Below are 25,750 nucleotides of genomic sequence, written 5' to 3'. Positions count from 1 at the left end.
ACAAACTCAAGGCACATCAACTATAAAACCACCGTCGGTCCATAGACCTGTAACTGAGACTTCACCCTGTCATAATGAAAGCAATCATACACTCTCCAAGCTTGAAACGTTGCTTCATCCAAGTGCAGGGCACTCAAACCAATCAAGAAGCTCGCTCTTTGATAAAACTTCTCTAGCTCCATTAAGACACGATTGTCCACACGCTCTGCCTTTTTTAAATAGCGAAGGATATAGTCCAGATTTTCCTGAAATCGGACTGCGTCTGGAATGGTCTGGGAATAAGCCAAAAAGGAGTCCTCAATAGCTTGAATAGTAAGCAAGGCTTCCTGAATAAAGTCACCAGCTCCCATGAGAATCACCTTCCTTTCCGAACTTACCAAAAAAGAAACAAACTCAATCTTCACCTAAATCTTTTCATCTTCATTATACACCATTTCACTCCTATCTGAGCAAAATATAGTTGCAAAACAACTGAAACCAGGACCAGTTTTTTGTCACTCTTTGCAGTTTAAGAAAAGCTAAAAAGAACCCCTCCGGTCTTAGTAACGTGAGGGGTTCTTCTCATCATCCTAACTTAATCCATATAGCGCAATTTCCCACGGAAATCTTCCAAGCTTTGGTAGCCTCTTTCTTCCATGATGGCTTTGAGCTCCGCAGTGATGCGGTCAAAAGCCCCTACTCCTTCTTTATGAAGCGTGGTTCCAATTTGCACCATACTAGCCCCACAAAGGATATGTTCAAAGGCATCGCGACCAGTCAAGACGCCACCTGTCCCCACAATCTGAATTTCTGGATTCAGACGTTTGTAAAAGGCATGGACATTAGCTAGAGCAGTCGGTTTGATGTATTCGCCACCGATCCCACCAAAGCCGTTCTTCGGACGGATTACTACGGATTCATCCTCAATGTAGAGGCCATTTCCGATCGAATTGACGCAATTGACAAACTTAAGCGGGTATTTGTTAAAGATCGCTGCTGCTTGATCAAAATGAACGATATCAAAATAAGGTGGCAACTTGATCCCTAGAGGTTTGGTGAAATAGGCAAAGACCTCAGATAAGATCCGATCTGTCGTATCAAAATCATAGGCGATCTGAGGTTTCCCAGGGACATTGGGACAAGATAGGTTCAACTCTGTCAAGCCTTTAAAATCACTGTCTTGCACCTTTTTCAAGATGGTATGAGTTTCTTCAGGAGACATGCCGACGAGAGATAAGAAGAAGGTCCGGTCAGGATCCGTTTCTTGCAACTCCAATAAGTAATTCAAATAATAGTCCAACCCTTGGTTAGGTAGTCCCATCGAATTGATCGAACCAAGCGGCACATCTTGGTAGCGTGGCTCTGGATTACCAGCACGGAATTCTAAGGTCGCGGTCTTGGTCACAAAGGTCCCCGCAGCTGAGTTCTTCACTTCTTCTAATTCCTCAGTGGTCATACAGGCTACACCTGCCGCATTCATCAAGCAGTTGTCAAATTCAAAACCAGCAATTTGCGTTTTTGTCGATACCATCTTGTACTCCTTTTTTGAAACACCACCAACAGAATCGTTCGGGATGCTCTCTATTTTCTTCTTTCATTATACCATCACTTAGAAGCTTCCGGACAATCAAAGCTAAAAATTCTTCCAAACATTCGGACTTTCCTAGTCGCGATAAAATTTTCAGAAAATTCAACTTTTTTCTTTACAAGCCAAAAAAAGTCTGCTATAATGATCCATGTAATAAAACATGACATTGTTTGTCAACTGTCTCAAAGCCACTCCCCTAGCGGGTTTGCTGGTTTTCGTTTCATTCACAAAGGAGAATTAACATGACAACTGCTAAAGAATATATACAAAGCACTTTCGAAACTGTAAAAGCTCGTAACGGCCACGAAGCTGAATTCCTTCAAGCTGTTGAAGAGTTCCTCAGCACTTTGGAACCTGTTTTTGAAAAACATCCTGAATACATCGAAGAAAACATCTTGGCTCGTATTACAGAACCTGAACGCGTAATTTCTTTCCGTGTTCCTTGGGTTGACCGTGAAGGAAACATCCAAGTAAACCGTGGTTACCGTGTTCAATTCAACTCTGCTGTAGGTCCTTACAAAGGTGGTCTTCGTTTCCACCCAACTGTTAACCAAGGGATCTTGAAATTCCTCGGTTTCGAACAAATCTTCAAAAACGTCTTGACTGGTCTTCCTATCGGTGGTGGTAAAGGTGGATCTGACTTCGATCCTAAAGGAAAAACAGACGCTGAAGTGATGCGTTTCTGCCAAAGCTTCATGACTGAATTGCAAAAACACATCGGTCCTTCTCTTGATGTCCCAGCTGGTGATATCGGGGTTGGTGGACGTGAAATCGGATACCTTTACGGTCAATACAAACGCCTTCGCCAATTTGATGCTGGTGTCTTGACTGGTAAACCTCTTGGTTTCGGTGGAAGCTTGATTCGTCCAGAAGCAACTGGTTATGGTTTGGTTTACTACACTGAAGAAATGCTCAAAGCCAACGGCGACAGCTTTGCTGGTAAGAAAGTCGTGATCTCAGGTTCTGGTAACGTTGCTCAATACGCTCTTCAAAAAGCAACTGAACTTGGTGCAACTGTTATCTCTGTATCTGACTCAAACGGTTACGTGATCGACGAAAACGGTATTGACTTCGACCTTCTTACAGACGTCAAAGAAAAACGTCGTGCACGTTTGACTGAATACGCTGCTGAAAAACCAACTGCTACTTACTACGAAGGTTCTGTATGGACTTATGCTGGTAACTATGACATCGCTCTTCCATGTGCAACTCAAAACGAAATCGATGGCGATGCTGCAAAACGTTTGGTCGCTCAAGGTGTGAAAGTTGTCTCTGAAGGAGCAAACATGCCAAGTAACATCGATGCCATCAACGTATACAAAGAAAATGGTATTCTTTACGGACCTGCTAAAGCAGCCAATGCTGGTGGGGTTGCTGTATCTGCTCTTGAAATGAGCCAAAACAGCCAACGTCTTTCATGGACACGCGAAGAAGTGGACGGACGTTTGAAAGACATCATGACCAACATCTTCAACACTGCTAAAACAACTGCAGAAACTTACGGTCTTGGTAAAGATTACCTTGCAGGTGCCAACATCGCTGCCTTTGAAAATGTCGCAAACGCGATGATTGCACAAGGTCTTGTATAATCAATCGATATTTTTCTTTGAGACCTTCGGGTCAAAGCCTCTCAACTCCTGAAACCAGTATGTTTCAGGAGTTTTTTTGCAGCTACCGACCTCTATCAAGTCAACCCGACCAAGGGAGAAAAGCCATTTTTAAGACAAGGGGTTCAACCTTCTGTAGTGGGGAGATGTAAGCCCTCTCTTTTTCTGTATCTTTTTCTAAAAAAATTTTATTTTTTTTACTTTACCCCCTTGCATTTTTAATAAATTAGTATTAAACTATAGCAAAAGGAGGTGTGCTTATGTTTCTTTTAGCTCAAGAAAAATCAGATACGATCAAATTCCTTAAGTCTGAATTGGTCCAATTACTCTCCAATATGCGACAAGAAATCGCATCTAGCCGTCAATCACAGACCGGTGCAGCTTGCCATCATATTGAATATTGCATGGACAAGATCCAAAGGGCAAAAAGTTCCGTAGCCATTGCCCTCCCCATCGAATCCTTAAATCTTGAAATCACGACTATGTTGCGCCAGCAACTCATCGTCTTGCCACCAGAAGCTCGAAAAAATTGGGACCAGATTAAAAAGCTGGATTTCAAATACTGCCACTTAAAATAGAGCAAAAAAGAGAGTGGGACAGAAATCGGTAATTCGTTAGAATTCGATTTCGTCGTCCCACCTCCGAACAGTTGAGTAGGGCTGTAAAAACTGATGAAATCAGCGTAGTAGAGCCCACTCAACCACTGCGTCTTGCTCGACAATTCAAAGATAATTGAGAGGCTAGGACTTTTGTCCCAGCCTCTTTTTTGTGTTAAAAAATATAAAAAATTGGTTCATAAATTAATTTATTCGATAGAATGATTCAATCGTCTACTTAAACTTTCCGCTGTGAGAAAAGTGCCTGAAACAATAACGTTTCAGGCACTCGGGAGTTTTGAGACCTTAGGCTCAAAACTAAGTCATGGAACTTCTTAGAAGGTCGCTGACGTCCGTTCTCACCTAAGGAAAGTTTCTAAGAGGATCTTATCTACATTCTAATTTCTGAGCTTTTCTTATTACATGATCCCATTCTTTCCTGTCGGTAGGCTAATCCCTGCTTCCATCAAGGCATCATGGTAGAGTTTATAGTAGGTATGATAGACAGTCGTCTGGGTTCCATTTTGCGCAGTCATCGCAATGCGGAAGGAATAACGGCCATTTTTTTCAATCTGTGGGCCTAAAATCGTAGGACCTGTCAACACCTCTGGGTGTTTATCTTGTTCAGACTGATTGACCTGAGCAATCACCTGATAAATCTTGTCGAGATCGGTATTTGCATCTAGTGGAATATCGATTAGCACGCGCATATCGCCACGTGAGAGATTGCTGACGACGGTAATATTGCGATTCGGAACAAAGTGGAGAGTTCCATCAAAATCCCGCACCTGGGTCGTGCGAATCCCGACACTACTGACGATTCCGGCAATATTAATAGACCCATTCGTGAGACGAACATTGTCTCCCACGTCCAGCTGGCGTTCTAAAAGGATGAAGAAACCATTGACCAAATCGGAAAGAAAACCCTGGGCTCCCATCCCAATCGCCACCCCAGCAATCCCAGCACCAGCCAAGAGACTAGAGACCGGAAGACCCAGAATCGACAAAATCCAGTAGATCAAGATGAAATACAAACAATAGTTTAAGAGGCTCTCAACCAAACGGAGAATCGTTTTTTTACGGGCTTCATCCTGCACCGTATACTTAAAGGAAGGGGTTAAGATCCGCTTGACCAGGCTATGGATGGCCTTTTTAGCGATAAAAAATAAGAGAAAGACAAAAATCAGAGAGATACATTTTGATATCAGATCATCAAAAATCTTCGTCCAGTCTATTTTACTGAAATAACGTTGGAAAGCTTGACTCATTTATTCGGGCCTTTCTACCAAAGAATAGTATGATTATATCAAATATTCGGAAATAAGGCTATTTTTTAAAAATCTCATTGCTTTTCCCCCCTCACTATCGTATAATATTCCTTAATTATTTTTTAAGGAGGTCTTACATGATTCATCGATTGATTACCACTTGGAATAAAACCAACCTTATGAAAAGGATCGCAATCGGGATTGTACTTGGAGTCATCCTAGCACTTCTCTTTCCGAAAGCAACTGGCATTGGACTCTTAGGAGAGTTCTTTGTTGGGGGGCTCCGTGCGATCGCACCTCTTTTGGTCTTTGCACTCGTCGCAAATGCCCTCTCCCAACACCAAAAAGGGACAGAGACTAATATGAAAAAAGTCATCGTCCTCTATCTCCTAGGAACCTTTGCTGCTGCCTTCGTTGCTGTTTTGGTCAATTACATCTTCCCGATCACCATTACCCTGACTGGAAAGGCCGCTGAAGGATCCTCTCCAAACGGGATTGGCGAAGTGATTAGTAACCTCTTGCTCAAGATCGTCGACAACCCGGTCAACGCCTTGCAGCAAGCCAACTACATTGGAATCCTGTCTTGGGCTACTGTCTTTGGGATCGCCATGAGAGAGGCGAGTGAACATAGTAAAGACCTCCTCCAAACTCTAGCAGACATCACTTCAAAAATCGTTGAGTGGATTATCAACCTAGCTCCATTTGGGATCTTAGGCTTGGTCTTCACGACCATCGCTGGCCAAGGACTCAGTGCCCTTAGTAACTACGGGATTCTCTTGCTTGTTTTGGTTGGTACCATGGCTTTTGTAGCCCTGGTCATCAATCCATTGATCGTCTTTTTCATGATCCGCAAGAACCCTTATCCCCTTGTTTTTAAATGCCTCCGTATCAGTGGGGTAACAGCCTTCTTCACCAGAAGCTCTGCAGCCAACATCCCTGTCAATATGCGTCTCTGTGAAGAATTGGGGCTGAATCCAGACACCTATTCTGTCTCCATTCCACTTGGTTCAACTGTAAACATGGCAGGCGCAGCCGTGACGATCAATATTTTGACGCTAGCTGCTGCCAATACCTTGCACATTCAGGTTGACTTTGGAACGGCGCTCATTCTAAGTGTTGTAGCGGCTATCTCTGCTTGTGGAGCATCTGGAGTTGCGGGAGGATCTCTCCTTCTCATCCCTGTTGCTTGTAGCCTCTTTGGGATCACCAATGATTTGGCCATGCAAGTCGTCAGCGTCGGTTTTATCATCGGGGTCATCCAAGACTCTTGCGAAACAGCCCTCAACTCTTCGACAGATGTGCTCTTCACCGCCATCGCCGAAATGAGTAGCTGGCCAAAAGAAAAACGCTATTAAATGATCCTATCTCAAATAGACAAGAAAACCCAGACCTTGCGATCTGGTTTTTCTTATTTCTTAAAGTAGCCTTTACTTTCTTTGATGATGACAGGGGAGAGAGCTAAAAGGGCGATCAGGTTGGGCAAAGCCATGAGTCCATTCACAATATCCGCGATTACCCAGACCAGATCCAGCTTAAGGAAGCCTCCTAGTCCAACCATAAAAACAAAGAAGGTCCGATAGAGGTTGATATGTTTAACACCAAATAGGAATTCAAAACACCGCTCTCCGTAATAAGACCATCCAAGAATAGTCGTGGTCGCAAAAAGCACCAAGCATAACGTCAGAATGATTCCTCCGACTGGGCCAAAGACGCCTGTAAACGTATCCTGAGTCAAGGTACTAGTGCTGCCCTTTGCCATCCACTCACCTGAAACCAAGAGCGAGAGTCCTGTCAAACTACAGATGATAATGGTATCAATAAAGGTTCCTGTCATGGAGATCAATCCCTGCTCGACTGGCTCATTGGTCTTCGCCGCCGCTGCTGCAATGGGTGCAGATCCGAGACCAGATTCATTGGAGAAAACTCCACGCGCCACCCCTTTTTGGATAGCCATTTTGACCGTTGCTCCTGCAAAACCTCCCATGGCTGCAGTTCCTGTAAAAGCACCAGAAAAGACTGCTTTTAAGGCTGGAAGCAATTGGTCCAGATGTAAGGCAATGATCGTGACAGTCGCAAAGATATAGGCAGCAGCCATAAAAGGAACCACTTTTTCAGAGACTTTGGAAATCCAGTGAATCCCTCCAAAGATGATGGTTGAAACCACCAGAGCAATTACTACACTAGCCACTTCTGGAGCTGTTCCAAAACTGGCTTGAAGGGATCCCGTAATGGAATTAACCTGGGTCATGGTTCCGATCCCAAAGAGGGCTACCAGCACTCCTGCAACCGCAAAGAAAATAGCCAGTGGTCGCCACTTCTCTCCCATCCCGTGAAGAATGTAGTACATCGGACCACCTGAGATATGACCGTTGTCATCCTTGGTCCGATAACGAATGGCTAAGAGCCCTTCTGCATACTTGGTCGCCATTCCAAAGAAGGCTGCCATCCACATCCAAAAGAGGGCACCTGGGCCACCTGTCTGAATCGCTGTAGCTACCCCTACAATATTCCCCGTCCCTACAGTAGCTGCTAGGGCTGTCGCAAGGGCTCCGAAACTCGAGATATCCCCGTGTCCCTCATCTTCTGTAAAGATCAAGCGAAAAGCTTTTGGAAGGTAGCGGATCTGAAGCAAACCCAAGCGAAGGGTCAGGTAGATCCCTGTCCCTACTAAAAGCACTAAAAGTGGGGCGCCCCACACTAGATTATCGAGCTGCTGAAAAAACTGCAATACATGATCCATTTTCTGTCTCCTTTTTCATCGACCGCTCGACAGAAAAGAGAAAAAGAAAGAGCACATGTCAAACATGTACTCTGGTCCTGCTTAAAATAGGGAACTTCCCCTATCGTTCGCTCTGTCCTTTTACCTGAGAGTTTGAGTAGATGCATCCTCTACCTTGCCCCTTCGGTGCCATTTCTGGTCTCTCCAGAGTTCCGTCCATTCACAGTCACTCACGCTCCTGCAAACTTCATTCGGTCGTATGTAATTTTCTCTATTTTAATCGATTTTCAAAAGTTTGTCAATCGTTTCTGAAAATATCTTGTAAATTACCTGAAAATACAAAATTTTTAATCGCTCAAGGAGAAGTGATTGGTCATGAGGTTGCTAGCATCGAGCAAAATCTTGTCCAAGAGTTGATCTGTCGCTTCCTGGATTTGATCACTCATGGCTTGGTTTTCCGCCTCAAAATCAACGGTTTCACCTGCTGCAAGTGCACGATCGACCTTATTGATGCGCGCATGTCCCCAGGCCATTGTCGTTTCTTGGTAATTGTCCAAATCACCAACATGGTGAGCATAGTGAGGATCTGCTAGTCCTGCAATAATCCGGTTGGCCCAGTAGAAGGAATCCGTTGTTACCTTAGCCGTCGTATTGGCAAAGTAGTCTGGTGTTGTATCCACTTGGGTAAAGAAAGGAACGGCTGTATTGTAAGGCATGGAGCCATAAGAAATCCATTGGATGCCTGTCGTTTCTTGTGGTTTATTGGGACGCAATTGCAGAATCGCTGTCTGGCTAGTCCGGTTGATCCCGATCGTCCGGAAGGTCCGTTGACTCACGTGATCTCCTTCAGGACCATAAGGATCGTAGATAGTGTCTTGGTAGTGGTTGCTCAAGACATATTTGACATCTTCAATCGTCACCTTGCGATAAGGTTTTTGACACCAAGGAATCTCAAAGCTCCGTGGATCCTGCTCGATTTCAGGATTGAGGAAATGCTGGATGGCCCAAGCCCGCGGTGTATTGTAGTGTCGGTCCTTGTCTTTTTGGCTACCAAAGGCATAGCGTGGATTAAAACCTTTCCCTTCTTGATCTAAAATCAAATGGTGCTCTGTGACAAAACGTTCAAGATCTGGGTCACAAAGAAACTCATCGGGATTGCTAAATTCAAAATAATCACTTCCCAGTTGGTTCGGGTTGGTCACATAGGCATCGTCAGGGACACGGCGCGCCATCCAGTGGTGACCTCCGACGGTCTCCAACCACCAGATTTCATTCACATCTGAAATGGCGATCCCGTTGGATTCATAAGTTCCATACTCTTCTAAAATCTTCCCGAGACGCAAGACCCCTTCGCGGGCTGTCTTGACATAAGGCAAGACCAAGGTCAGCATGTCTTCCTCACCGATGCCACTCTCTACAAGAGGATCTGCCCCTAGCACACGGCTATTGGTCGTAATGGTCTCTGTCTCACTCATAGCTACATTGTAGATATTGATCCCAGCTTCTCCCCAGATCCCGTCCTTAGGAATCGCATCTGGAACCGATGTATAGCGAACTGGATTATCTGGTAAGTCGATTTCAAAAGTTGATAATACTGACTTGTAATGACGCGGTTGATCTTCCGGTTTGACCACGATCAATTTCTTGGGCGTAAAAACGCCATTTTGAGAATCCTCTGTTCTTGCTACAATGGTCGAACCATCATAGCTAGCATTTTTTCCGACTAGAATCGTTGTACACGAATCAGCACTTTCACGTTTACGCATGCGTATCCTCCCAAATCATTCATTGCCTCTATTATAGCACTTTTAAAAAGGAGGACCTACTGAAAATCAGATTTAAAAGCGAATCCTTTTCAACAACTTTCAATCATTTTCATTTTATAAAATTTTAAAAACCCTAGCTGATAAACAGCTAGGATTCGATTATCCTTTAAACGTAACAATAGTCGCGCCACTACCACCTGCATTTTGGGGGGCATATTCAAAACTTTTGACATGTTTGTTGCGGCGGAGGTATTTGGTCACCCCTTCACGGATGACACCCGTCCCGATCCCGTGGATGATATCGACTTGGGCCATGTTGTTGAGCAGGGCCTGATCGATAAAGCCATCTAGCTCTTGCATAGCCTCTTCATAGCGTTTCCCACGGAGGTCCAGACGCGCTCTCGGCCCACTCGTGTTCGAGCGTTTGACGACATTCACCTGGCGTTTCTTAGGTTGAGCTGCTTCTTTTTCAGCCTTGATGAGGTTGAATTCTTTTTCTTCCAAGGTCATCTTGATCAAGCCGACTTGCGCCTCCCAGCGGCCATCTTTGAGTTGCTTGACCAGGGTTCCGCGTTGGCCATAACTGATAACCAAGATTTCGTCTCCCACCTTAGGAGCACGCGCCTTTTTGGCTTTTTTCAAGACCTTGTTTTTAGAAAGGTCGACGGTCTCAGGAGCTAGTTTTTTCAACTGAGCCTTGGCCTCAATAATTTCATGTGGTTTCAACTGGGATTTGGCGTGAATGCCTTGAAGGATGCGGTCACTCTCTGAGAGGGCCATGTCCACAATTTCCTTGGCTTCTTCTCTCGCCTTATTGAGCTCTGTTTCTCTCTCTCTGGTCAATTCGTTATAGAGTTTTCGAAGAGCGCGATTGAATTTGAGATTTTCTTGCTCGACCTCTTGAATGGTATCCAAGCGCTTGCGACTTTCTAAGGTCTGTGCCTCCAATTTTTCAATAATCTGATTGACATCGTTATCCGTATTGGTCATCTTCATGGCATCCTGGATAATGGTCTCAGATAAGCCCAAACGGCGGGCGATTTCAAAGGCATTGGAGCGGCCAGGAACTCCTTGCATGAAACGATAGGTCGGACGTAGACTCGCTGTGTCAAATTCCATACTGGCATTTTGCACTCCTGCAGTCTCAATCCCGTAGGCCTTTAGCTCTGGATAGTGGGTTGTTGCCATGGTCTTAATCCCGCGTAAGCGCAGGTCTTCTAGGATGGCAATAGCAAGGCCAGCCCCCTCTTGGGGATCGGTTCCAGCCCCCAACTCATCCAGAAGGATCAAGGAAGCAGTATCTACTTGATTCAAGATAGATACGATATTGGTCATATGACTGGAGAAGGTCGACAAGCTCTGCTCGATCGATTGTTCATCTCCAATATCTGCAAAGACTTGTGAGAAGATGCCCACACGACTACCTGGATCCGCTAGGATGGGAAGACCAGACTGGGCCATAATTTGCGCTAGTCCCAGCGTTTTTAGCATGATGGTTTTCCCCCCTGTATTGGGACCGGTAATCACGATTTCTGTCAAGTCCTCGGTAAAATGCAGGTCATTCGCGACGGCATTTTCAATCAAGGGATGACGTAGTTGCAAGAGCTGAATGGAACGATTGCTACTTACCTCTGGTACCACTGCCTTACAATCGCGCATAAACCGATACTTGGCCTTGATCAAGTCTAAGTGACCAATAATCCAAGCGTTATTTGCAATCTCTGCTGCGTGAGGGCGGAGGGTGTCAGACAATTCCTCCAGAATCTGAATGATTTCATACCGTTCATCGGCTCGATGGTTGGCAATTTCTTCATTAAGATTGACGACTGCTCGAGGCTCGATATAAACGGTATTCCCGCTGGCTGAGATATCGTGGACCACCCCTGCAATCCGGTTACGATAGGTGTTTTTTACTGGTAGAACATTGCGGCCATTCCGACTAGCAATCACAGCATCCGCTAACATATCGGCCTTGCTTTTCAGCAGGTCTTGGAGAATCTCTCTGACCTGGTGTTCATTTTCCTGGATTCGACGGCGGATTTTGGCCAATTTTTCACTGGCAAAAGACTCGACAAAGCCTCCTTCGTTGATAGCTTGAAGCCCACCTTGTAGGCGTGGTAAATCCACCAAGTTGTCAAAGAGGCGATTGAGCCTTTCCAGACGGACATTTTCCAAGTTGTCGTAGAAATCCTTAAGCTCATGTGTCACCCGAAGGACAGCTTTTAGCGCTAGTAATTCATCGATATTGAGGGATGCCTCCATCTCCAAACGCTTGGCCACTGGACGGACATCTTGAATGGTCGACACGGCAAAGCGAGGCTCTTCCAAGAGGATCTGTTCCATATCTTCTAGCTCCATAAAGGTCGTTTCTATGCTTTCTTTTTTATCAGTTGGAGTAAGGGCTGCTAGCTCCATCTCCCCTTGTTCTGTCTGTAGATAGGGTTCAAAGAGTTGCTTGACCTTGTCAAACTCCAGAATATCTAAGATTTTTTTATTCATGTTTCTCCTACAAAAAAAGTGAGCGTCCTTCCTTGAATCGGACTTGTCTCACTCCTTTCTTCATTTTTGCTCCTTAAGCTCCGATAATCGCAGTCACCCACAAGTTGTGGAACAGACTGGAACTGATCGGGGTATGAAGGATGATAAAGCGGATCAATCCACTTGCATTTAGTCTATTTTGGATGGAAGCCATGGGAACCGTTGAGAGGACAGTCAAGCCCATCTGGATGACCAAGAGAGTTATCACGACGGCGATCACACCCGCTACAATTTGATACTTGCGATCCTCCAGTTTTTCTGGCTGGGGTACCAAGTGCATAAAGATCCCGATCACACGACCAATCAGATAGACTATCGCAAAAATCAATACATAAGCTAAACCTGCATAAAAGATGTCATCTAATTGAAATAGGTAGCGGTTGGCATAAAAATAATTCACCGATTGCCGAGTAGGACTCGAAAAAGGAACCCATAGAGACAAAATCTTTGCCAGCCCCTTGTAGCTACCACCTGCAATCAAGAGGGCCACTAAGGTCACTAGAAAATAATAGGACTGGAGGATAATCCCTCTTGCATAGCCAATATAAAAGCTCCATGCCAAAATCAATAAGATTAAGAAAGTTAACATGTATCTCCTCTTATTTGGATGATTTATCCTTTAAGTCGTCTAAAGCCTTGCGACGAAAATCATCTAATTCTTTTTCTTTGTCGTCAAACTCAATCTCGCGATTCAGCTGCATGGACAAACTATTTACTGCCAATAAGATCGCGATGGTTTCATCATCTGCCTCTGGCATTTGTTCCTTAATTGCTTGGTATTTTTCTTTCGCAACACGTTCGACTTCTTCCATAAACAAATTATCATGGTTGGTTGTTAAAGTGAGCGCTTTGTTTCCAAATGTAAATTTATATCTATTTAAGCTCGCCATAAAAATCACCTCACGGTATTATACCAAAAAAGGCTAGCTTTGTCAGTAGCAAAGCCCCTCTTCACAGGGATTTTCCAGTGGATTCTTTCTTTCTTTTTGCTCCCTCTCTCTGAATTTGTGGTACAATAGTGGTTATGGAAAGTATGACACTCACTCCAACACAGGAGCAAATCCTTGATTTTGTCCATACCTATCGCAGTTCTCTCTCTCAAAGCAAGAACCCTCATATGGATTATTTCTTTCGACTAGAGGGAGCGACCGTTTCGATCTACAAGTCTGGAAAAGTCTTGCTTCAGGGCAATGACCTTACTCCTTACCTGGCCTTTTTCGGGCAAGATGTCGGGAACCCTAAAGGTTCTACTACTTCATCTGCAGGACAAGATTTAGCCATGATCGGAACCGACGAGGTTGGAAACGGCTCTTATTTTGGTGGACTCACCGTCGTTGCATCCTTTGTCACACCTGACCAGCACGACTGGCTCAAAAAGCTCGGTGTTGGAGATTCAAAAACCTTGGATGATCGAAAAATTCAGCAATTGGCTCCTCTCCTTGAGGAAAACATCCACCATCAAGCGCTCTTATTGTCTCCAAAGAAGTACAATGAAGTCATTGCTTCTGGCTACAATGCTGTTTCGGTCAAAGTGGCCCTGCACAATCAGGCCATCTATCTTCTATTAAATAAAGGAGTCCAAGCAGAGCGAATTGTGATCGATGCCTTTACGACGGCTAAAAACTACCAAAAATACGTGAAAGCTGAAAAAAATCAGGTCACCCAAGCCATTGAGTTGGAAGAAAAAGCAGAAGGTAAATATTTAGCGGTTGCAGTTAGTTCCATCATCGCCCGCAATCTCTTCCTTCAAAATCTGGAAGATCTGGGCAAGGAACTGGGCTTTAATCTCCCTAGTGGAGCAGGAGCGAAGTCAGACCAAGTCGCTGCTAAATTGCTTCAGACCTACGGGATGAAGGCTCTGGATTATTGTGCCAAACTCCATTTTAAAAACACAGAAAAAGCAAAGAAATTACTAGAAAGATAAGTTATGTCAAAAAGAAGTTCAAAACAGTCATCTAGCTCACCAGTGGTGAGATTCCTTAAAGAATGGGGCCTCTTCAGTATTATTGTTGGTCTCATTATCGCCTCTCGCATCTACCTCTGGGCTCCGGTCAAGGTGGACGGCCATTCGATGGATCCAACCCTAGCAGATAGCGAGTATCTCCTTGTGGTCAACCACCTCTCAATTGATCGTTTCGACATTGTCGTTGCCAATGAAAAAGACGACGACGGCAAAACCAAGGACATCGTCAAGCGGGTCATCGGTCTTCCTGGAGATACCATTCAGTACGACAACGATACCCTCTACATCAATGGGAAAAAGACCAATGAGCCCTATTTGAAAGACTACATCGCTCGTTTCAAAAAAGATAAATTGCAATCGACCTACACTGGAAAAGGGTTCGAAGAAAACGGAGAACTCTTCCGCCAATTGGCCAATACAGCCCAAGCTTATACAGTAGACAAGGATGGCAATCCTAAATTTACCTTGAAGTTGCTCGACGATGAATACCTCCTACTTGGAGATGACCGGATCGTTTCAAAAGATAGCCGTCAAGTCGGAGCTTTCAAGAAAGAACAAATCAAAGGACAAGCCGTCTTTAGACTATGGCCGATCTACCCTTTCAAAACTTATTAGTATAGATTAACAGACTGAGGCTGAGACAAGTATGTCCCAGCCTCGCTTTATAAAAAGGAAAGAAATGATGGAATATTATTTTTCTGGTACTATTGAGCGTATTATTTTTGAAAATCCTAGCAGCTTTTTTCGAATCCTCTTGCTCGACATCAGCGATACAGATGCCGAAGACTTTGATGATTTTGAGATTATTGTGACGGGCACTATGGCAGATATCATGGAAGGCGAAGACTACACCTTCTGGGGGGAGCTGGTCCATCATCCTAAATACGGAGAGCAGCTCAAAATCAGTCGCTATGAACGTGCCAAACCCTCTAGCAAGGGCTTGGTGAAATATTTTTCCAGCGATCACTTCAAAGGAATTGGTCTCAAAACAGCCCAAAAAATCGTGGACCTCTATGGGGACGATACCATTGACAAAATTTTGGAGGCCCCTGAAAAATTAGAAGAAATCACAGGTCTCTCCAAGAAAAACCGCCTGACTTTTGTGGAAAAACTCCGTCAGAATTACGGAACGGAGCGCATTCTCGCCCAACTAGCCAACTATGGCATTCCCAATAAATTGGCCTTTCAGATCCAAGATTTTTATAAAGAAGAAACCCTCCAGATCGTGGAGCAACAGCCCTACCGATTGGTGGAAGATATCCAAGGTATGGGCTTTAAAATTGCGGACCAACTAGCCGAAGAATTGGGCATTGCAAGTGACGCCCCTGAGCGTTTCCGCGCGGGTCTGATCCACAGCCTTTTTAGCTACTCTATCGAGACTGGAAATACCTACATCGAAGCCAAGGACCTCCTGCGCTATACCATTGACCTTTTAGAATCAGCTCGTCCAGTAGAATTGGATCCTTCTACTGTCGCCCAAGAATTAGGACGCCTCATCGAGGAAGACAAGGTCCAAAACGTGGACACCAAGATCTTTGACAACAGCCTCTTCTTTGCGGAGGAAGGGATTTGTAGTCATATTGGCCGATTGCTGGAGAAGGGTAAAAAAGCTTCGTTTGACCCTGAGAAAATCAACCAGGCGATTGAGGATGTTGAAAAAGATTTGGGGATTCGCTACGATGCGATTCAAAAAGAGGCGATTCACCAAGCTATCCAAAACAAGGTCTTTATCCTCACCGGGGGACCAGGGACAGGAAAGACTACCGTTATCAATGGGATGATCAGCGTCTATGCCCAACTCCACCAGCTGGATCTTCGGAAGAAAAAAGACCTGCCGATCCTGCTGGCTGCCCCAACGGGACGAGCAGCTAGGCGCATGAATGAGCTGACAGGACTTCCGAGCGCCACTATCCACCGCCATTTGGGGATGACTGGGGATGATGACACCAGCCACTTAGAGGACTATCTGGATGCAGACTTTATCATTGTGGACGAATTTTCCATGGTTGATACCTGGCTGGCCAATCAATTACTTAGCAACATCGCAACAGATACGAAACTCTTGATTGTGGGGGATGCCGACCAATTACCTTCCGTCAGCCCTGGTCAGGTCTTGGCTGATCTCTTGCAGATCCCAAGCATCCCTCAGACCAAACTCGAACATATTTTCCGTCAGAGTGAGGACTCGACCATTGTCTCACTAGCAGGAGATATTCGCCAGGGCAAGCTTCCTCAAGATTTCACAGAACGAAAAGCTGACCGCTCTTATTTTGAAGCTGGAAGCGAACACATCCCTAAGATGATCGAACAAATCACTTCTGCTGCCCTTCGTAGTCAAATCCCTGCTCGAGATATCCAAGTCTTGGCACCCATGTACAAGGGCCAGGCCGGCATTGACAATATCAATACGCTCATGCAAGACCTTCTCAATCCAGCTGTCAAAGATCAGGTTGTTTTTGACACGCCAGACTGCCAATACCGCGATGGAGACAAGGTCATCCATCTGGTCAATGATGCAGAAAGCAATGTCTTTAACGGAGATATTGGCTACATCACCGATCTTCTCCCAGGAAAATATACAGAATCCAAGCAAGATGAATTGACCATCCAATTTGATGGCAATGAAATCGTCTACCCGCGCAATGAATGGTACAAGATTCGCTTAGCCTATGCAATGAGTATTCACAAATCGCAAGGAAGCGAGTTTCCGGTGGTGATTCTACCCATTACCAATCAAAGCCACCGGATGTTGCAGCGCAATTTGATCTATACTGCCATCACGCGCTCTAAGAGCAAACTGATCCTCTTAGGAGAATACAGCGCCTTTGATTACGCCACTAAAAATACCGGTACTGCGCGCAAGACCTACTTGGTGGAGCGCTTCAAGGACCTGGATGGAAGCGAGGTCACCAAAGCCTCTTCTTCAGCCGTTGCCACGGCTTCTGCTACAGTCGAATCCGCACGAAGCAAGGAAGAAACTGTTGAAAGGAAGACTGAGCCTGATGAACCGACTGTCTATCGACTGACAGAAGACAATCTCCACACCATCTCTCCTATGATCGGACTGACAGAAGAAGAGATTGCAGCCTTTTTTGACATCAAAAAATACGACTAGTGAACAAACTAGTCGTTTTCTTTTTCTTCCACCAAAGGCAATTCGGTATGATCCACGAAATTGGTCATGGTGACACCCAAGAGGCGGATTCCAGTATTTGTCGATTCGATTTCTTGAAAAATTTGGCGAGCGGAACGATTGATCCGCTCAGCCTCTCGTGTTGGCTCCGTCAATGTCATCCGCTTGGTCAGGGTGGTGAAGTCTCCATAGCGCACTTTTAAAACCAAGGTCTTTCCTTGCTTGCCATGTTTTTCCAGCGATTTGGCTACCTTACTGGACAGATTGGCAATTTCTTCTAAAATATCATCTTCAGCATAGAGGAGCTTGCGGTAGGTCCGCTCTTTTCCGATCGACTTGCGGATACGATGGCTCTTGACAGGGCTATTGTGAATGCCTCGCGCCTTACGAAAGAGATCATAGCCAAAGCGCCCAAATCGATCGATCAAGGTCATCTCCGGGATGGCTAAAAGATCCGCTCCAGTATAGACACCCATCTCATGCAGGCGCTCGACTGTCTTCTTTCCTACCCCATGAAATTTGGCAATGTCCATCTTGCTAAGGAAATCCTCGGCATCCTCCGGCAAGACCACCGTTAGGCCATGGGGTTTCTGATAGTCACTTGCCATCTTGGCCAAAAACTTATTATAAGAGACACCTGCTGAAGCTGTGAGATGCAACTCTTCCCAGATCGCATGCTGAATCAAGCGAGCGATTTTGACAGCTGATTTGCTCTGGATTTTATTTTCCGTCACATCTAGATAGGCTTCATCAATACTCATAGGCTCGATCAGATCTGTATAGCGCTTGAAAATCTCACGAACCTGTTCGCCCACTTCTCGGTATTTTTCATAATTTCCAGAGATAAAGATCGCTTGGGGACAAAGATCTAGTGCTTCTTTAGAACTCATCGCCGAATGAATGCCATATTTCCTTGCTTCATAGTTACAGGTCGAGACCACACCTCTCCCTCCTGATTGACGAGGGTCCTGGCCAATTACGACAGGCTTCCCCTTTAAACTAGGGTTATCTCTTTCTTCGACCGCAGCAAAAAATGCATCCATATCAATATGAATAATCTTGCGACTCGTATCATTCACCAATGGAAATATCAGCATTTTTCACCCTCCTTTTTTCTATTATAAGAAGAAAATTTTAGAATTGCAAAAATCGGCCCCTCCTAAAAACATGAAAATTGATGGAAATTCGTGTTCATTTACAAAAATGTAGTACAGTATCGCAGAAGAGTTGAAACTGTATTATAAAAGAATCTGCTATTTTTCGCAATTTGTCTTTGTGTAATCGGTTTCTGTATGGTATACTACTATTGTAAGTGCAACAGATATAGTTGCTAGAAAGACAATAGAGGAAAATAAAAATGGTTGTTAAAACAGTCGTTGAAGCACAAGATATTTTTGACAAAGCCTGGGAAGGCTTCAAAGGTGAAGATTGGAAAGAAAAAGCAAGCGTTTCTCGCTTCGTTCAAGCTAACTACACACCTTATGATGGAGATGAAAGCTTCCTAGCTGGTCCAACTGAACGTTCTCTTCACATCAAGAAGATTGTTGAAGAAACAAAAGCTCATTACGAAGAAACTCGTTTCCCATACGATAACCGTCCAACATCTATCGCTGATATCGCAGCTGGATATATCGACAAAGAAAACGAAGTCATCTTCGGTATCCAAAATGATGAATTGTTCAAATTGAACTTCATGCCTCGTGGTGGTATCCGTATGGCGGAAACTACTTTGAAAGAAAATGGATACGAACCAGATCCTGCAGTTCATGAAATCTTCACAAAATACGTTACAACTGTAAACGACGGTATCTTCCGCGCTTACACTTCTAACATCCGTCGTGCTCGTCACGCTCACACTGTAACTGGTCTTCCAGACGCTTACTCTCGTGGACGTATCATCGGGGTTTATGCTCGTTTGGCTCTTTACGGTGCTGACTACTTGATGGCTGAAAAAGCAAACGACTGGAACTCTATTACTGAAATCGATGAAGAATCAATCCGTCTTCGTGAAGAAGTAAACCTTCAATACCAAGCACTTCAAGAAGTTGTTAAATTGGGTGACCTTTATGGTGTAGACGTACGTCGTCCTGCCTTCGATACAAAAGAAGCGATCCAATGGACAAACATCGCCTTCATGGCTGTCTGCCGTGTGATCAACGGTGCTGCTACTTCTCTTGGACGTGTGCCAATCGTTTTGGATATCTACGCTGAACGTGACTTGGCTCGTGGTACTTACACTGAATCAGAAATCCAAGAATTCGTTGATGATTTCGTTATGAAATTGCGTACTGTTAAATTTGCTCGTACAAAAGCTTACGACGAATTGTACTCAGGTGACCCAACCTTCATCACAACATCAATGGCTGGTATGGGTAACGACGGTCGTCACCGTGTTACTAAGATGGACTACCGTTTCTTGAACACTTTGGACAACATCGGTAACTCTCCAGAACCAAACTTGACAGTTCTTTGGACTGACAAATTGCCATACAACTTCCGTCGCTACTGTATGCACATGAGCCATAAACACTCTTCTATCCAATACGAAGGTGTAACAACAATGGCCAAAGACGGATACGGTGAAATGAGCTGTATCTCATGTTGTGTATCTCCACTTGACCCAGAAAACGAAGAACAACGCCACAACATCCAATACTTCGGTGCTCGTGTTAACGTTCTTAAAGCTCTTCTTACTGGTTTGAACGGTGGTTACGACGATGTTCATAAAGACTATAAAGTATTTGACATCGATCCAATCCGTGACGAAGTTCTTGAATTCGAATCTGTTAAAGCAAACTTCGAAAAATCTCTTGACTGGTTGACAGACACTTACGTAGATGCTTTGAACATCATCCACTACATGACTGATAAGTACAACTACGAAGCTGTTCAAATGGCCTTCTTGCCAACTCACCAACGCGCAAACATGGGATTCGGTATCTGTGGATTTGCCAATACTGTTGATACATTGTCAGCAATCAAATATGCTACTGTTAAACCAATCCGTGACGAAGATGGCTACATCTACGACTACGAAACAATCGGTGAATACCCACGTTGGGGTGAAGATGACCCACGTTCTAACGAATTGGCAGAATGGTTGATCGAAGCTTACACTACTCGTCTTCGTAGCCACAAACTTTACAAGAACGCTGAGGCAACTGTTTCACTTCTTACCATCACTTCTAACGTTGCTTACTCTAAACAAACTGGTAACTCTCCAGTCCACAAAGGGGTATATCTTAACGAAGATGGTTCTGTGAACTTGTCTAAACTTGAATTCTTCTCACCAGGTGCTAACCCATCTAACAAAGCTAAAGGTGGATGGTTGCAAAACTTGAACTCACTTGCTAGCCTTGACTTTGGTTACGCAGCTGATGGTATCTCACTCACTACTCAAGTATCACCACGTGCTCTTGGTAAAACTCGTGACGAACAAGTTGATAACTTGGTAACCATCCTTGATGGATACTTCGAAAACGGTGGACAACACTGTAACTTGAACGTTATGGACTTGAACGATGTTTACGAAAAGATCATGTCAGGTGAAGACGTTATCGTTCGTATCTCTGGATACTGTGTAAACACTAAATACCTCACTCCAGAACAAAAAACTGAATTGACACAACGTGTCTTCCACGAAGTTCTTTCAATGGATGATGCCTTGAACTAAGATTCAAATAGGTCTTAAAAGCCAGTCGGAAACGGCTGGTTTTTTCATCCCCATCGCAAGAGTATTCTGAATTTTGAAAGAGTTTAAGAGCCTACTATATAGAGTTTGACAGCGCTTTCTCCAAGTGTTATAGTAGAGCTGTAAATAAGATAGAAGGGGTGATCCTATGTTTTTAACATTTATTTTCGCTATTATTTGGCTCTTTATCCTGATTGCACTGATCTTTTTAGCAACCCTTCTCGTCCAGGATAGCACCGTGCAGCACCACCACCCGAGTTAACGAATGATAAGCCTAAACAATAGATATTCTAAACGAATTCAGAAAGGATAAGAAACAAACTAGAATTGTCAGATTTTAGTTCTGTCTCTGGTCCTTTTTTGCTATAATAGAAACAGATTATTTAGTAAGAAGGAAATTATGGAAGAGTCAAAACAGATCAACCAAGTGATCGACGTCCTGATGTTAGCTGGAACCCTCCTGATCGAGAGCGGTTCTGAGATTCACCGGGTCGAAGATACCATGATCCGGATCGCCCATTCACAGGGAATCGTCGATTGCAATGTTTTAGCGATGCCAGTCGCTATTTTCTTTTCAATTGAGAATGCCAATGTCACGCGCATGAAACGGATCTTGAGGACCAATTACAATATCGAAAAGGTCTGTGACGTCAATCAGATCTCTCGTCAACTTGTCTCTGGAGAGATCGATCTCGAGCAAGCCTACCAAGCCCTGAGCGAGTTGAAAATGAAGCGCGTTCCTTATACCAATCTCCAGTTGACCATTGCGGCAACCCTCAGTGCGCCTTTCTTCTCCATCATGTTTGGAGGAAATTTCTATGATGCGATTGGAGCGGGTATTGCGACTGTCTTTGCCTTTGCTTTTTCTCTTGTCGTTGAGAAATACGTTCGCATTCCTTTTGTCACTGCCTTTGCGGCCGCCTTTGTCTTTGGTTTTTTGGCCCATATCTGGACGCGCTATAGTGGTTTTCCTTCCAATACCGATCTCATTATCGCAGGCTGTGTCATGCCCTTCGTTCCTGGAATCGCTATGACCAATGCCGTCCGAGATCTGATGAATTACCACCTCAACTCTGGGATGAGCAAACTCTTTGAGACTCTCCTCATTACTCTTGCACTTGGTGCCGGTACAACGGTCGCCCTCGTCCTTATGAAATAAAATGATGAACCTAACTGAATTTTTAATCCAAGCGGTGGCCAGTTTGATTGCCATCATCACCTTTTTAATCGTCCTAAATGTGCAGCGCTCCATGTTGATTCCTGGAGGAATCCTAGGTATGGGCATCTGGCTACTTTACTATATCCTGAAAGGGCCTACCAATGTCATCGTTGCAACCTTCATCGCAGCCATTGTCGGCTCCTGTATCAGTCAGATTTTAAGTATCGTCCTCAAGACGCCTGTCGTGGTCTTTATGTTGTCCATTCTCGCGCCCTTGGTTCCTGGATATATTTCCTATCGGACCACTTCCTTCTTTGTCAGTGGCCAATATCGCCAGGCAGTGACCAGCGTGACCCTGGTGGTTATTCTGGCCTTGGTGATCTCCATCGGGATGGCTAGTGGCTCTGTTGTCTTGAAACTTTACCATTCTTATCAACGCCATCAAAAAAGAAAAATGACCAATGCCAACTAGCATTGGTTGTTCAATTTTTATAAGTGTCCTTGCTTGCATTTTTACTTAAAAGGACTACAATAAAAGTGAAAAAACAAATCCTTTAGAGTATGCGAGGTGCTGTAGGATGATAAACAAGTATATCAAGTATCTTCCTTATATGATTCTAGGAGCCCTCTCCTCCTATCTATTAGCGACTGATTATGCCCGCAATTCATTTGACTTGTTCTATCTGACCTTGAACTTTATGATTGTGAACATCGCTATACTCGTCTTCTACGAAAAAGTTCTAAGAGACAAATGCAAAGAACTCTTCATACGAATCATGAGCAACCCTAAAAAAGATAGCTAAACATAAGATTTGAAAAGTCATCTGAGGATGGCTTTTTTTATAGATTTTCTATTTTTTCTTTGAAACATTGCAAAATCGGTCCCGAGAATGATTTCCTTGCTGATCTAGCTTTTTCAAGGGAGTTTTACCCTTAAATATGGTAAAATAGTAACGAAATATACTAGTAGATATCAAATAAAAAAGAGGTTAAGAATGACAATTGGGATTGATAAGATTGGTTTTGCGACGAGCCCTTATGTCTTGCGTTTAGAAGATTTGGCTGCTGCTCGTGATACTGATCCCGAAAAACTGAGCAAGGGTCTTCTCTTAAAAGAACAAAGTGTTGCACCGATCACAGAAGACATCGTCACATTGGCTGCTACTGCAGCAGATGATATTTTAACAGACGAAGATAAAGAAGCGATCGACATGGTGATTCTTGCGACAGAATCTGGAATTGACCAGAGTAAGGCTGCTGCTGTGTTTGTCCATGGCTTACTAGACATCCAGCCTTTCGCTCGCTCTTTTGAAATGAAAGAAGCTTGCTATGCTGCGACTGCTGCCTTGGATTATGCTAAACTCCATGTTGAAAAATTCCCTCAAAGTAAGGTCTTGGTCATTGCCAGTGACATTGCTAAATACGGAATCGGAACTCCTGGAGAACCAACACAGGGGGCTGGAGCGGTTGCTATGCTGATCAGCCAAAATCCTCGTATTCTATCTTTTAACGATGACAATGTTGCCCAAACACGCGATGTCATGGATTTTTGGCGTCCAAATTATGCGACAACTCCCTTCGTGAATGGGATTTATTCAACGCAACAATATCTAGATTCTCTGAAAACAACCTGGGCGGAATACCAGAAACGAACTGGCCTTGTCTTAACAGACTTTGCGGCCGTCTGCTTCCACTTGCCTTATCCGAAATTAGCTCTCAAGGGCTTGAAAAAAATCCTGGATAAGTCGGTGTCGGAAGAGAAAAAAGATCAATTACAATACAACTTTGATCAATCGATTCTATACAGCCAACGCGTGGGAAATATCTACACTGGATCTCTTTTCCTAGGCTTGCTGTCACTACTGGAAAATGACCCCCAACTCAAAGCTGGTGACCGAATCGCCCTCTTTAGCTATGGAAGTGGAGCGGTTTCTGAGATCTTTAGCGCCAATCTCGTTCCTGGTTTTGAGCAACTCTTAGATCACAAACGCATGGAAAGACTGGACCAACGTACGGTTCTTAGTGTTACTGACTACGAACGACTCTTTTATGAGGAAGTAGATCTAGATCCTAGTGGCAATCAAGTGTTTGAGCCTGCTACGCATCAAATTTTTGCGTTGACAGAGATCAAGGAACACCAACGCATTTATCAGAAAGTAGAAAAATAATGGCACGATTACCAGGTTTTGCAAAACTTTCGCCCACAGAACGCATAGAGGCCTTACTGAAGGAAGGCCTCTTAACTTGGGATGAAGCACAGATCTTAAAAGAACAAAAGGGACTTCCCCTTTCTATTGCAGATCAATTGACGGAAAATGTCTTGTCGACTTTTGACTTGCCCTTTAGCCTTGCTCCTTATTTCCTGATCAATGGTCGTGACTATGTCCTTCCCATGGTCACAGAAGAGCCTTCCGTGGTAGCAGCTGCCAGCTTTGCGGCTAAGCTCATTCAACGTTCAGGCGGTTTCACCACCCAGGTGCACCAACGCCAAATGATCGGTGAGATTGCTCTGACGGATGTTGAAGACATGGAAGTTGCTAGCAAGCGCATCCTCGAAGACAAGGAAACCCTTCTTCAGCTGGCTAATGAAGCCTATCCTTCTATCGTTAAGCGTGGAGGTGGAGCGAGGGATCTTTGGGTCGAAAACAAGGGGGACTTTCTTATTGTCTACTTGGCTGTCGATCCCAAAGAAGCCATGGGGGCCAATATGCTCAATACCATGTTAGAAGCTCTGACCGATCACATCCAGGAACTCTCTGGTGGTCAGGCCTTGATGGCAATTTTATCCAACTTGGCTACTCGCTCTTTAGTGAGTGCACGGTGTGCCATCGATTTTAAAGCACTGAGTCGAAATCCTGATGAAGCTATTGAAATTGCCCACCGGATGGAGCTAGCTAGCCAACTGGCCCAAGTGGATCCTTACCGTGCAGCCACTCATAACAAGGGAATTTTTAACGGGATTGATGCCCTAGTCCTTGCGACAGGCAATGACTGGCGGGCCATCGAAGCAGGAGCCCATGCCTATGCTGCACAAAGTGGTTCTTACAAGGGTTTGAGTCACTGGACAAGTCAGCCGGAAGAGAAAAAACTCTATGGAGAGATCACCCTACCAATGCCGGTTGCGACAAAAGGAGGCTCGATTGGCCTCAACCCAACGGTTCAAGTCAGCCACCGTTTGCTAGGAGAGCCTTCTGCTATTGAATTAGCAGGTATCATTGCTTCGCTCGGTTTGGCGCAGAATTTCGCGGCCCTCAAAGCCCTTGTCACCACAGGGATCCAAGCAGGACATATGAAACTCCAAGCACGCTCCCTAGCCCTTCTAGCAGGAGCTAAGGAAGAGGAAGTTCCCCGATTGGTCAGCCAACTCCTTGAAAACAAATCCTTTAATTTAGAAAAGGCACAAACACTCTTACAAGAATTGAGAAAATAAAAGAACTAAGACAAGGTTTTCGTTTTCAGATTGAAGACAAAGTCATCTTAGAAACTTTCCTTAGGTGAGTACGGACGTCAGCGAACTTCGAAGAAGTTCCATGACTTAGTTTTGAACCTAAAGTTTCAAAACTCCCGAGAGCTAGAAACAATCCTATTTCTAGCACTTTTCTCACTGCGGAAAGTTTCAGTGCATGTTTGAATGAGACTATTGGTATGTATCAGTTTTAATTATTCTGCATCACTTAGCTTGTTTTATGTAAAAAACAGTTTGTTTACATTCTAAAAGAGGCTGGGACAAAAGTCCTAGCCTC

General features: G+C 44.4%; 21 protein-coding genes and 1 riboswitch. Of the genes, 12 read left to right on the top strand and 9 right to left on the bottom strand.

Annotation, left to right across the window (positions count from 1 at the left end):
- Window positions 1-20 precede the first annotated feature (20 nt).
- Both HMPREF2904_RS00940 and HMPREF2904_RS00935 read right to left on the bottom strand, forming a co-directional pair.
- On the bottom strand, window positions 21-350 hold the full coding sequence (locus HMPREF2904_RS00940; protein ID WP_070659442.1) for a helicase BlpT: 330 nt from the start codon (window positions 348-350) through the stop codon (window positions 21-23).
- A 224-nt stretch (window positions 351-574) separates the two neighbouring features.
- Complete coding sequence (locus HMPREF2904_RS00935) at window positions 575-1,510, bottom strand: dihydroorotate oxidase (protein WP_070659440.1); 936 nt, start codon at window positions 1,508-1,510, stop codon at window positions 575-577.
- Between the two features lie 299 nt (window positions 1,511-1,809).
- Here HMPREF2904_RS00935 and gdhA point away from each other — a divergent pair, with 299 nt between their 5' ends.
- Both gdhA and HMPREF2904_RS00925 read left to right on the top strand, forming a co-directional pair.
- On the top strand, window positions 1,810-3,156 hold the full coding sequence (gene gdhA, locus HMPREF2904_RS00930; RefSeq protein WP_003004977.1) for an NADP-specific glutamate dehydrogenase: 1,347 nt from the start codon (window positions 1,810-1,812) through the stop codon (window positions 3,154-3,156).
- 278 nt (window positions 3,157-3,434) lie between these two features.
- Complete coding sequence (locus HMPREF2904_RS00925; protein WP_070659438.1) at window positions 3,435-3,752, top strand: hypothetical protein; 318 nt, start codon at window positions 3,435-3,437, stop codon at window positions 3,750-3,752.
- 437 nt (window positions 3,753-4,189) lie between these two features.
- On the opposite strand, the gene HMPREF2904_RS00920 is transcribed toward HMPREF2904_RS00925, so the two are convergent.
- A complete protein-coding gene (locus tag HMPREF2904_RS00920) occupies window positions 4,190-5,038 on the bottom strand; it encodes a mechanosensitive ion channel family protein (protein WP_003018216.1) in 849 nt (282 codons plus the stop codon).
- Window positions 5,039-5,175: 137 nt separating this feature from the next.
- Between HMPREF2904_RS00920 and sstT the strand changes: the two genes are divergently transcribed.
- The gene (gene sstT / locus HMPREF2904_RS00915; RefSeq protein ID WP_070659436.1) at window positions 5,176-6,393 is read left to right on the top strand and encodes a serine/threonine transporter SstT; all 1,218 of its coding nucleotides are present in this window, start codon (window positions 5,176-5,178) and stop codon (window positions 6,391-6,393) included.
- A gap of 53 nt (window positions 6,394-6,446) precedes the next feature.
- On the opposite strand, the gene HMPREF2904_RS00910 is transcribed toward sstT, so the two are convergent.
- The 5 genes from HMPREF2904_RS00910 to HMPREF2904_RS00890 form a co-directional block, all read right to left on the bottom strand.
- A complete protein-coding gene (locus HMPREF2904_RS00910) occupies window positions 6,447-7,778 on the bottom strand; it encodes an alanine/glycine:cation symporter family protein (protein ID WP_070659433.1) in 1,332 nt (443 codons plus the stop codon).
- Window positions 7,779-7,880: 102 nt separating this feature from the next.
- A riboswitch (glycine riboswitch) is annotated at window positions 7,881-7,975 on the bottom strand.
- Window positions 7,976-8,104: 129 nt separating this feature from the next.
- Window positions 8,105-9,523 carry a C69 family dipeptidase gene (locus tag HMPREF2904_RS00905; protein WP_070659432.1) on the bottom strand — a complete coding sequence of 473 codons (1,419 nt, stop codon included), beginning with the start codon at window positions 9,521-9,523 and terminating at the stop codon, window positions 8,105-8,107.
- Window positions 9,524-9,682: 159 nt separating this feature from the next.
- On the bottom strand, window positions 9,683-12,022 hold the full coding sequence (locus HMPREF2904_RS00900; RefSeq protein WP_070659430.1) for an endonuclease MutS2: 2,340 nt from the start codon (window positions 12,020-12,022) through the stop codon (window positions 9,683-9,685).
- A 73-nt stretch (window positions 12,023-12,095) separates the two neighbouring features.
- Window positions 12,096-12,650: a CvpA family protein gene (locus HMPREF2904_RS00895; protein ID WP_070659428.1), complete on the bottom strand. Its 555-nt coding sequence runs from the start codon at window positions 12,648-12,650 to the stop codon at window positions 12,096-12,098.
- Between the two features lie 10 nt (window positions 12,651-12,660).
- Window positions 12,661-12,951, bottom strand: coding sequence for a hypothetical protein (locus HMPREF2904_RS00890; protein WP_003005477.1), 291 nt, complete (start codon window positions 12,949-12,951; stop codon window positions 12,661-12,663).
- Between the two features lie 134 nt (window positions 12,952-13,085).
- Between HMPREF2904_RS00890 and rnhC the strand changes: the two genes are divergently transcribed.
- From rnhC to HMPREF2904_RS00875, 3 genes are all read left to right on the top strand, one after another.
- Window positions 13,086-13,985, top strand: a complete 900-nt coding sequence (gene rnhC / locus HMPREF2904_RS00885; protein WP_070659426.1) for a ribonuclease HIII — start codon at window positions 13,086-13,088, stop codon at window positions 13,983-13,985.
- A gap of 3 nt (window positions 13,986-13,988) precedes the next feature.
- On the top strand, window positions 13,989-14,639 hold the full coding sequence (gene lepB, locus HMPREF2904_RS00880) for a signal peptidase I (protein WP_070659425.1): 651 nt from the start codon (window positions 13,989-13,991) through the stop codon (window positions 14,637-14,639).
- A gap of 67 nt (window positions 14,640-14,706) precedes the next feature.
- On the top strand, window positions 14,707-17,139 hold the full coding sequence (locus HMPREF2904_RS00875; RefSeq protein WP_070659423.1) for an SF1B family DNA helicase RecD2: 2,433 nt from the start codon (window positions 14,707-14,709) through the stop codon (window positions 17,137-17,139).
- A gap of 8 nt (window positions 17,140-17,147) precedes the next feature.
- On the opposite strand, the gene dinB is transcribed toward HMPREF2904_RS00875, so the two are convergent.
- On the bottom strand, window positions 17,148-18,254 hold the full coding sequence (gene dinB / locus HMPREF2904_RS00870) for a DNA polymerase IV (protein WP_070659421.1): 1,107 nt from the start codon (window positions 18,252-18,254) through the stop codon (window positions 17,148-17,150).
- Window positions 18,255-18,514: 260 nt separating this feature from the next.
- Between dinB and pflB the strand changes: the two genes are divergently transcribed.
- The 6 genes from pflB to HMPREF2904_RS00840 all read left to right on the top strand — a co-directional run bounded on the left by pflB (window position 18,515) and on the right by HMPREF2904_RS00840 (window position 25,437).
- Window positions 18,515-20,830 carry a formate C-acetyltransferase gene (gene pflB, locus HMPREF2904_RS00865; protein WP_003005386.1) on the top strand — a complete coding sequence of 772 codons (2,316 nt, stop codon included), beginning with the start codon at window positions 18,515-18,517 and terminating at the stop codon, window positions 20,828-20,830.
- A 418-nt stretch (window positions 20,831-21,248) separates the two neighbouring features.
- The gene (locus HMPREF2904_RS00860) at window positions 21,249-22,007 is read left to right on the top strand and encodes a threonine/serine exporter family protein (protein ID WP_021153883.1); all 759 of its coding nucleotides are present in this window, start codon (window positions 21,249-21,251) and stop codon (window positions 22,005-22,007) included.
- Between the two features lie 4 nt (window positions 22,008-22,011).
- On the top strand, window positions 22,012-22,479 hold the full coding sequence (locus HMPREF2904_RS00855; protein WP_070659478.1) for a threonine/serine exporter family protein: 468 nt from the start codon (window positions 22,012-22,014) through the stop codon (window positions 22,477-22,479).
- A 106-nt stretch (window positions 22,480-22,585) separates the two neighbouring features.
- Window positions 22,586-22,810: a hypothetical protein gene (locus HMPREF2904_RS00850; protein WP_070659419.1), complete on the top strand. Its 225-nt coding sequence runs from the start codon at window positions 22,586-22,588 to the stop codon at window positions 22,808-22,810.
- A gap of 192 nt (window positions 22,811-23,002) precedes the next feature.
- Complete coding sequence (locus HMPREF2904_RS00845; RefSeq protein ID WP_070659417.1) at window positions 23,003-24,175, top strand: hydroxymethylglutaryl-CoA synthase; 1,173 nt, start codon at window positions 23,003-23,005, stop codon at window positions 24,173-24,175.
- Window positions 24,175-25,437 carry a hydroxymethylglutaryl-CoA reductase, degradative gene (locus HMPREF2904_RS00840; protein ID WP_070659415.1) on the top strand — a complete coding sequence of 421 codons (1,263 nt, stop codon included), beginning with the start codon at window positions 24,175-24,177 and terminating at the stop codon, window positions 25,435-25,437. Before HMPREF2904_RS00845 ends, HMPREF2904_RS00840 begins: the two co-directional genes overlap by 1 nt.
- Window positions 25,438-25,750 lie beyond the last annotated feature (313 nt).

Source organism: Streptococcus sp. HMSC072G04 (assembly GCF_001813295.1).
Taxonomy (GTDB): Bacteria; Bacillota; Bacilli; order Lactobacillales; family Streptococcaceae; genus Streptococcus.
Note: the sequence above shows the minus strand (reverse complement) of the source record. Positions and strands in the feature narration are given on the sequence as shown.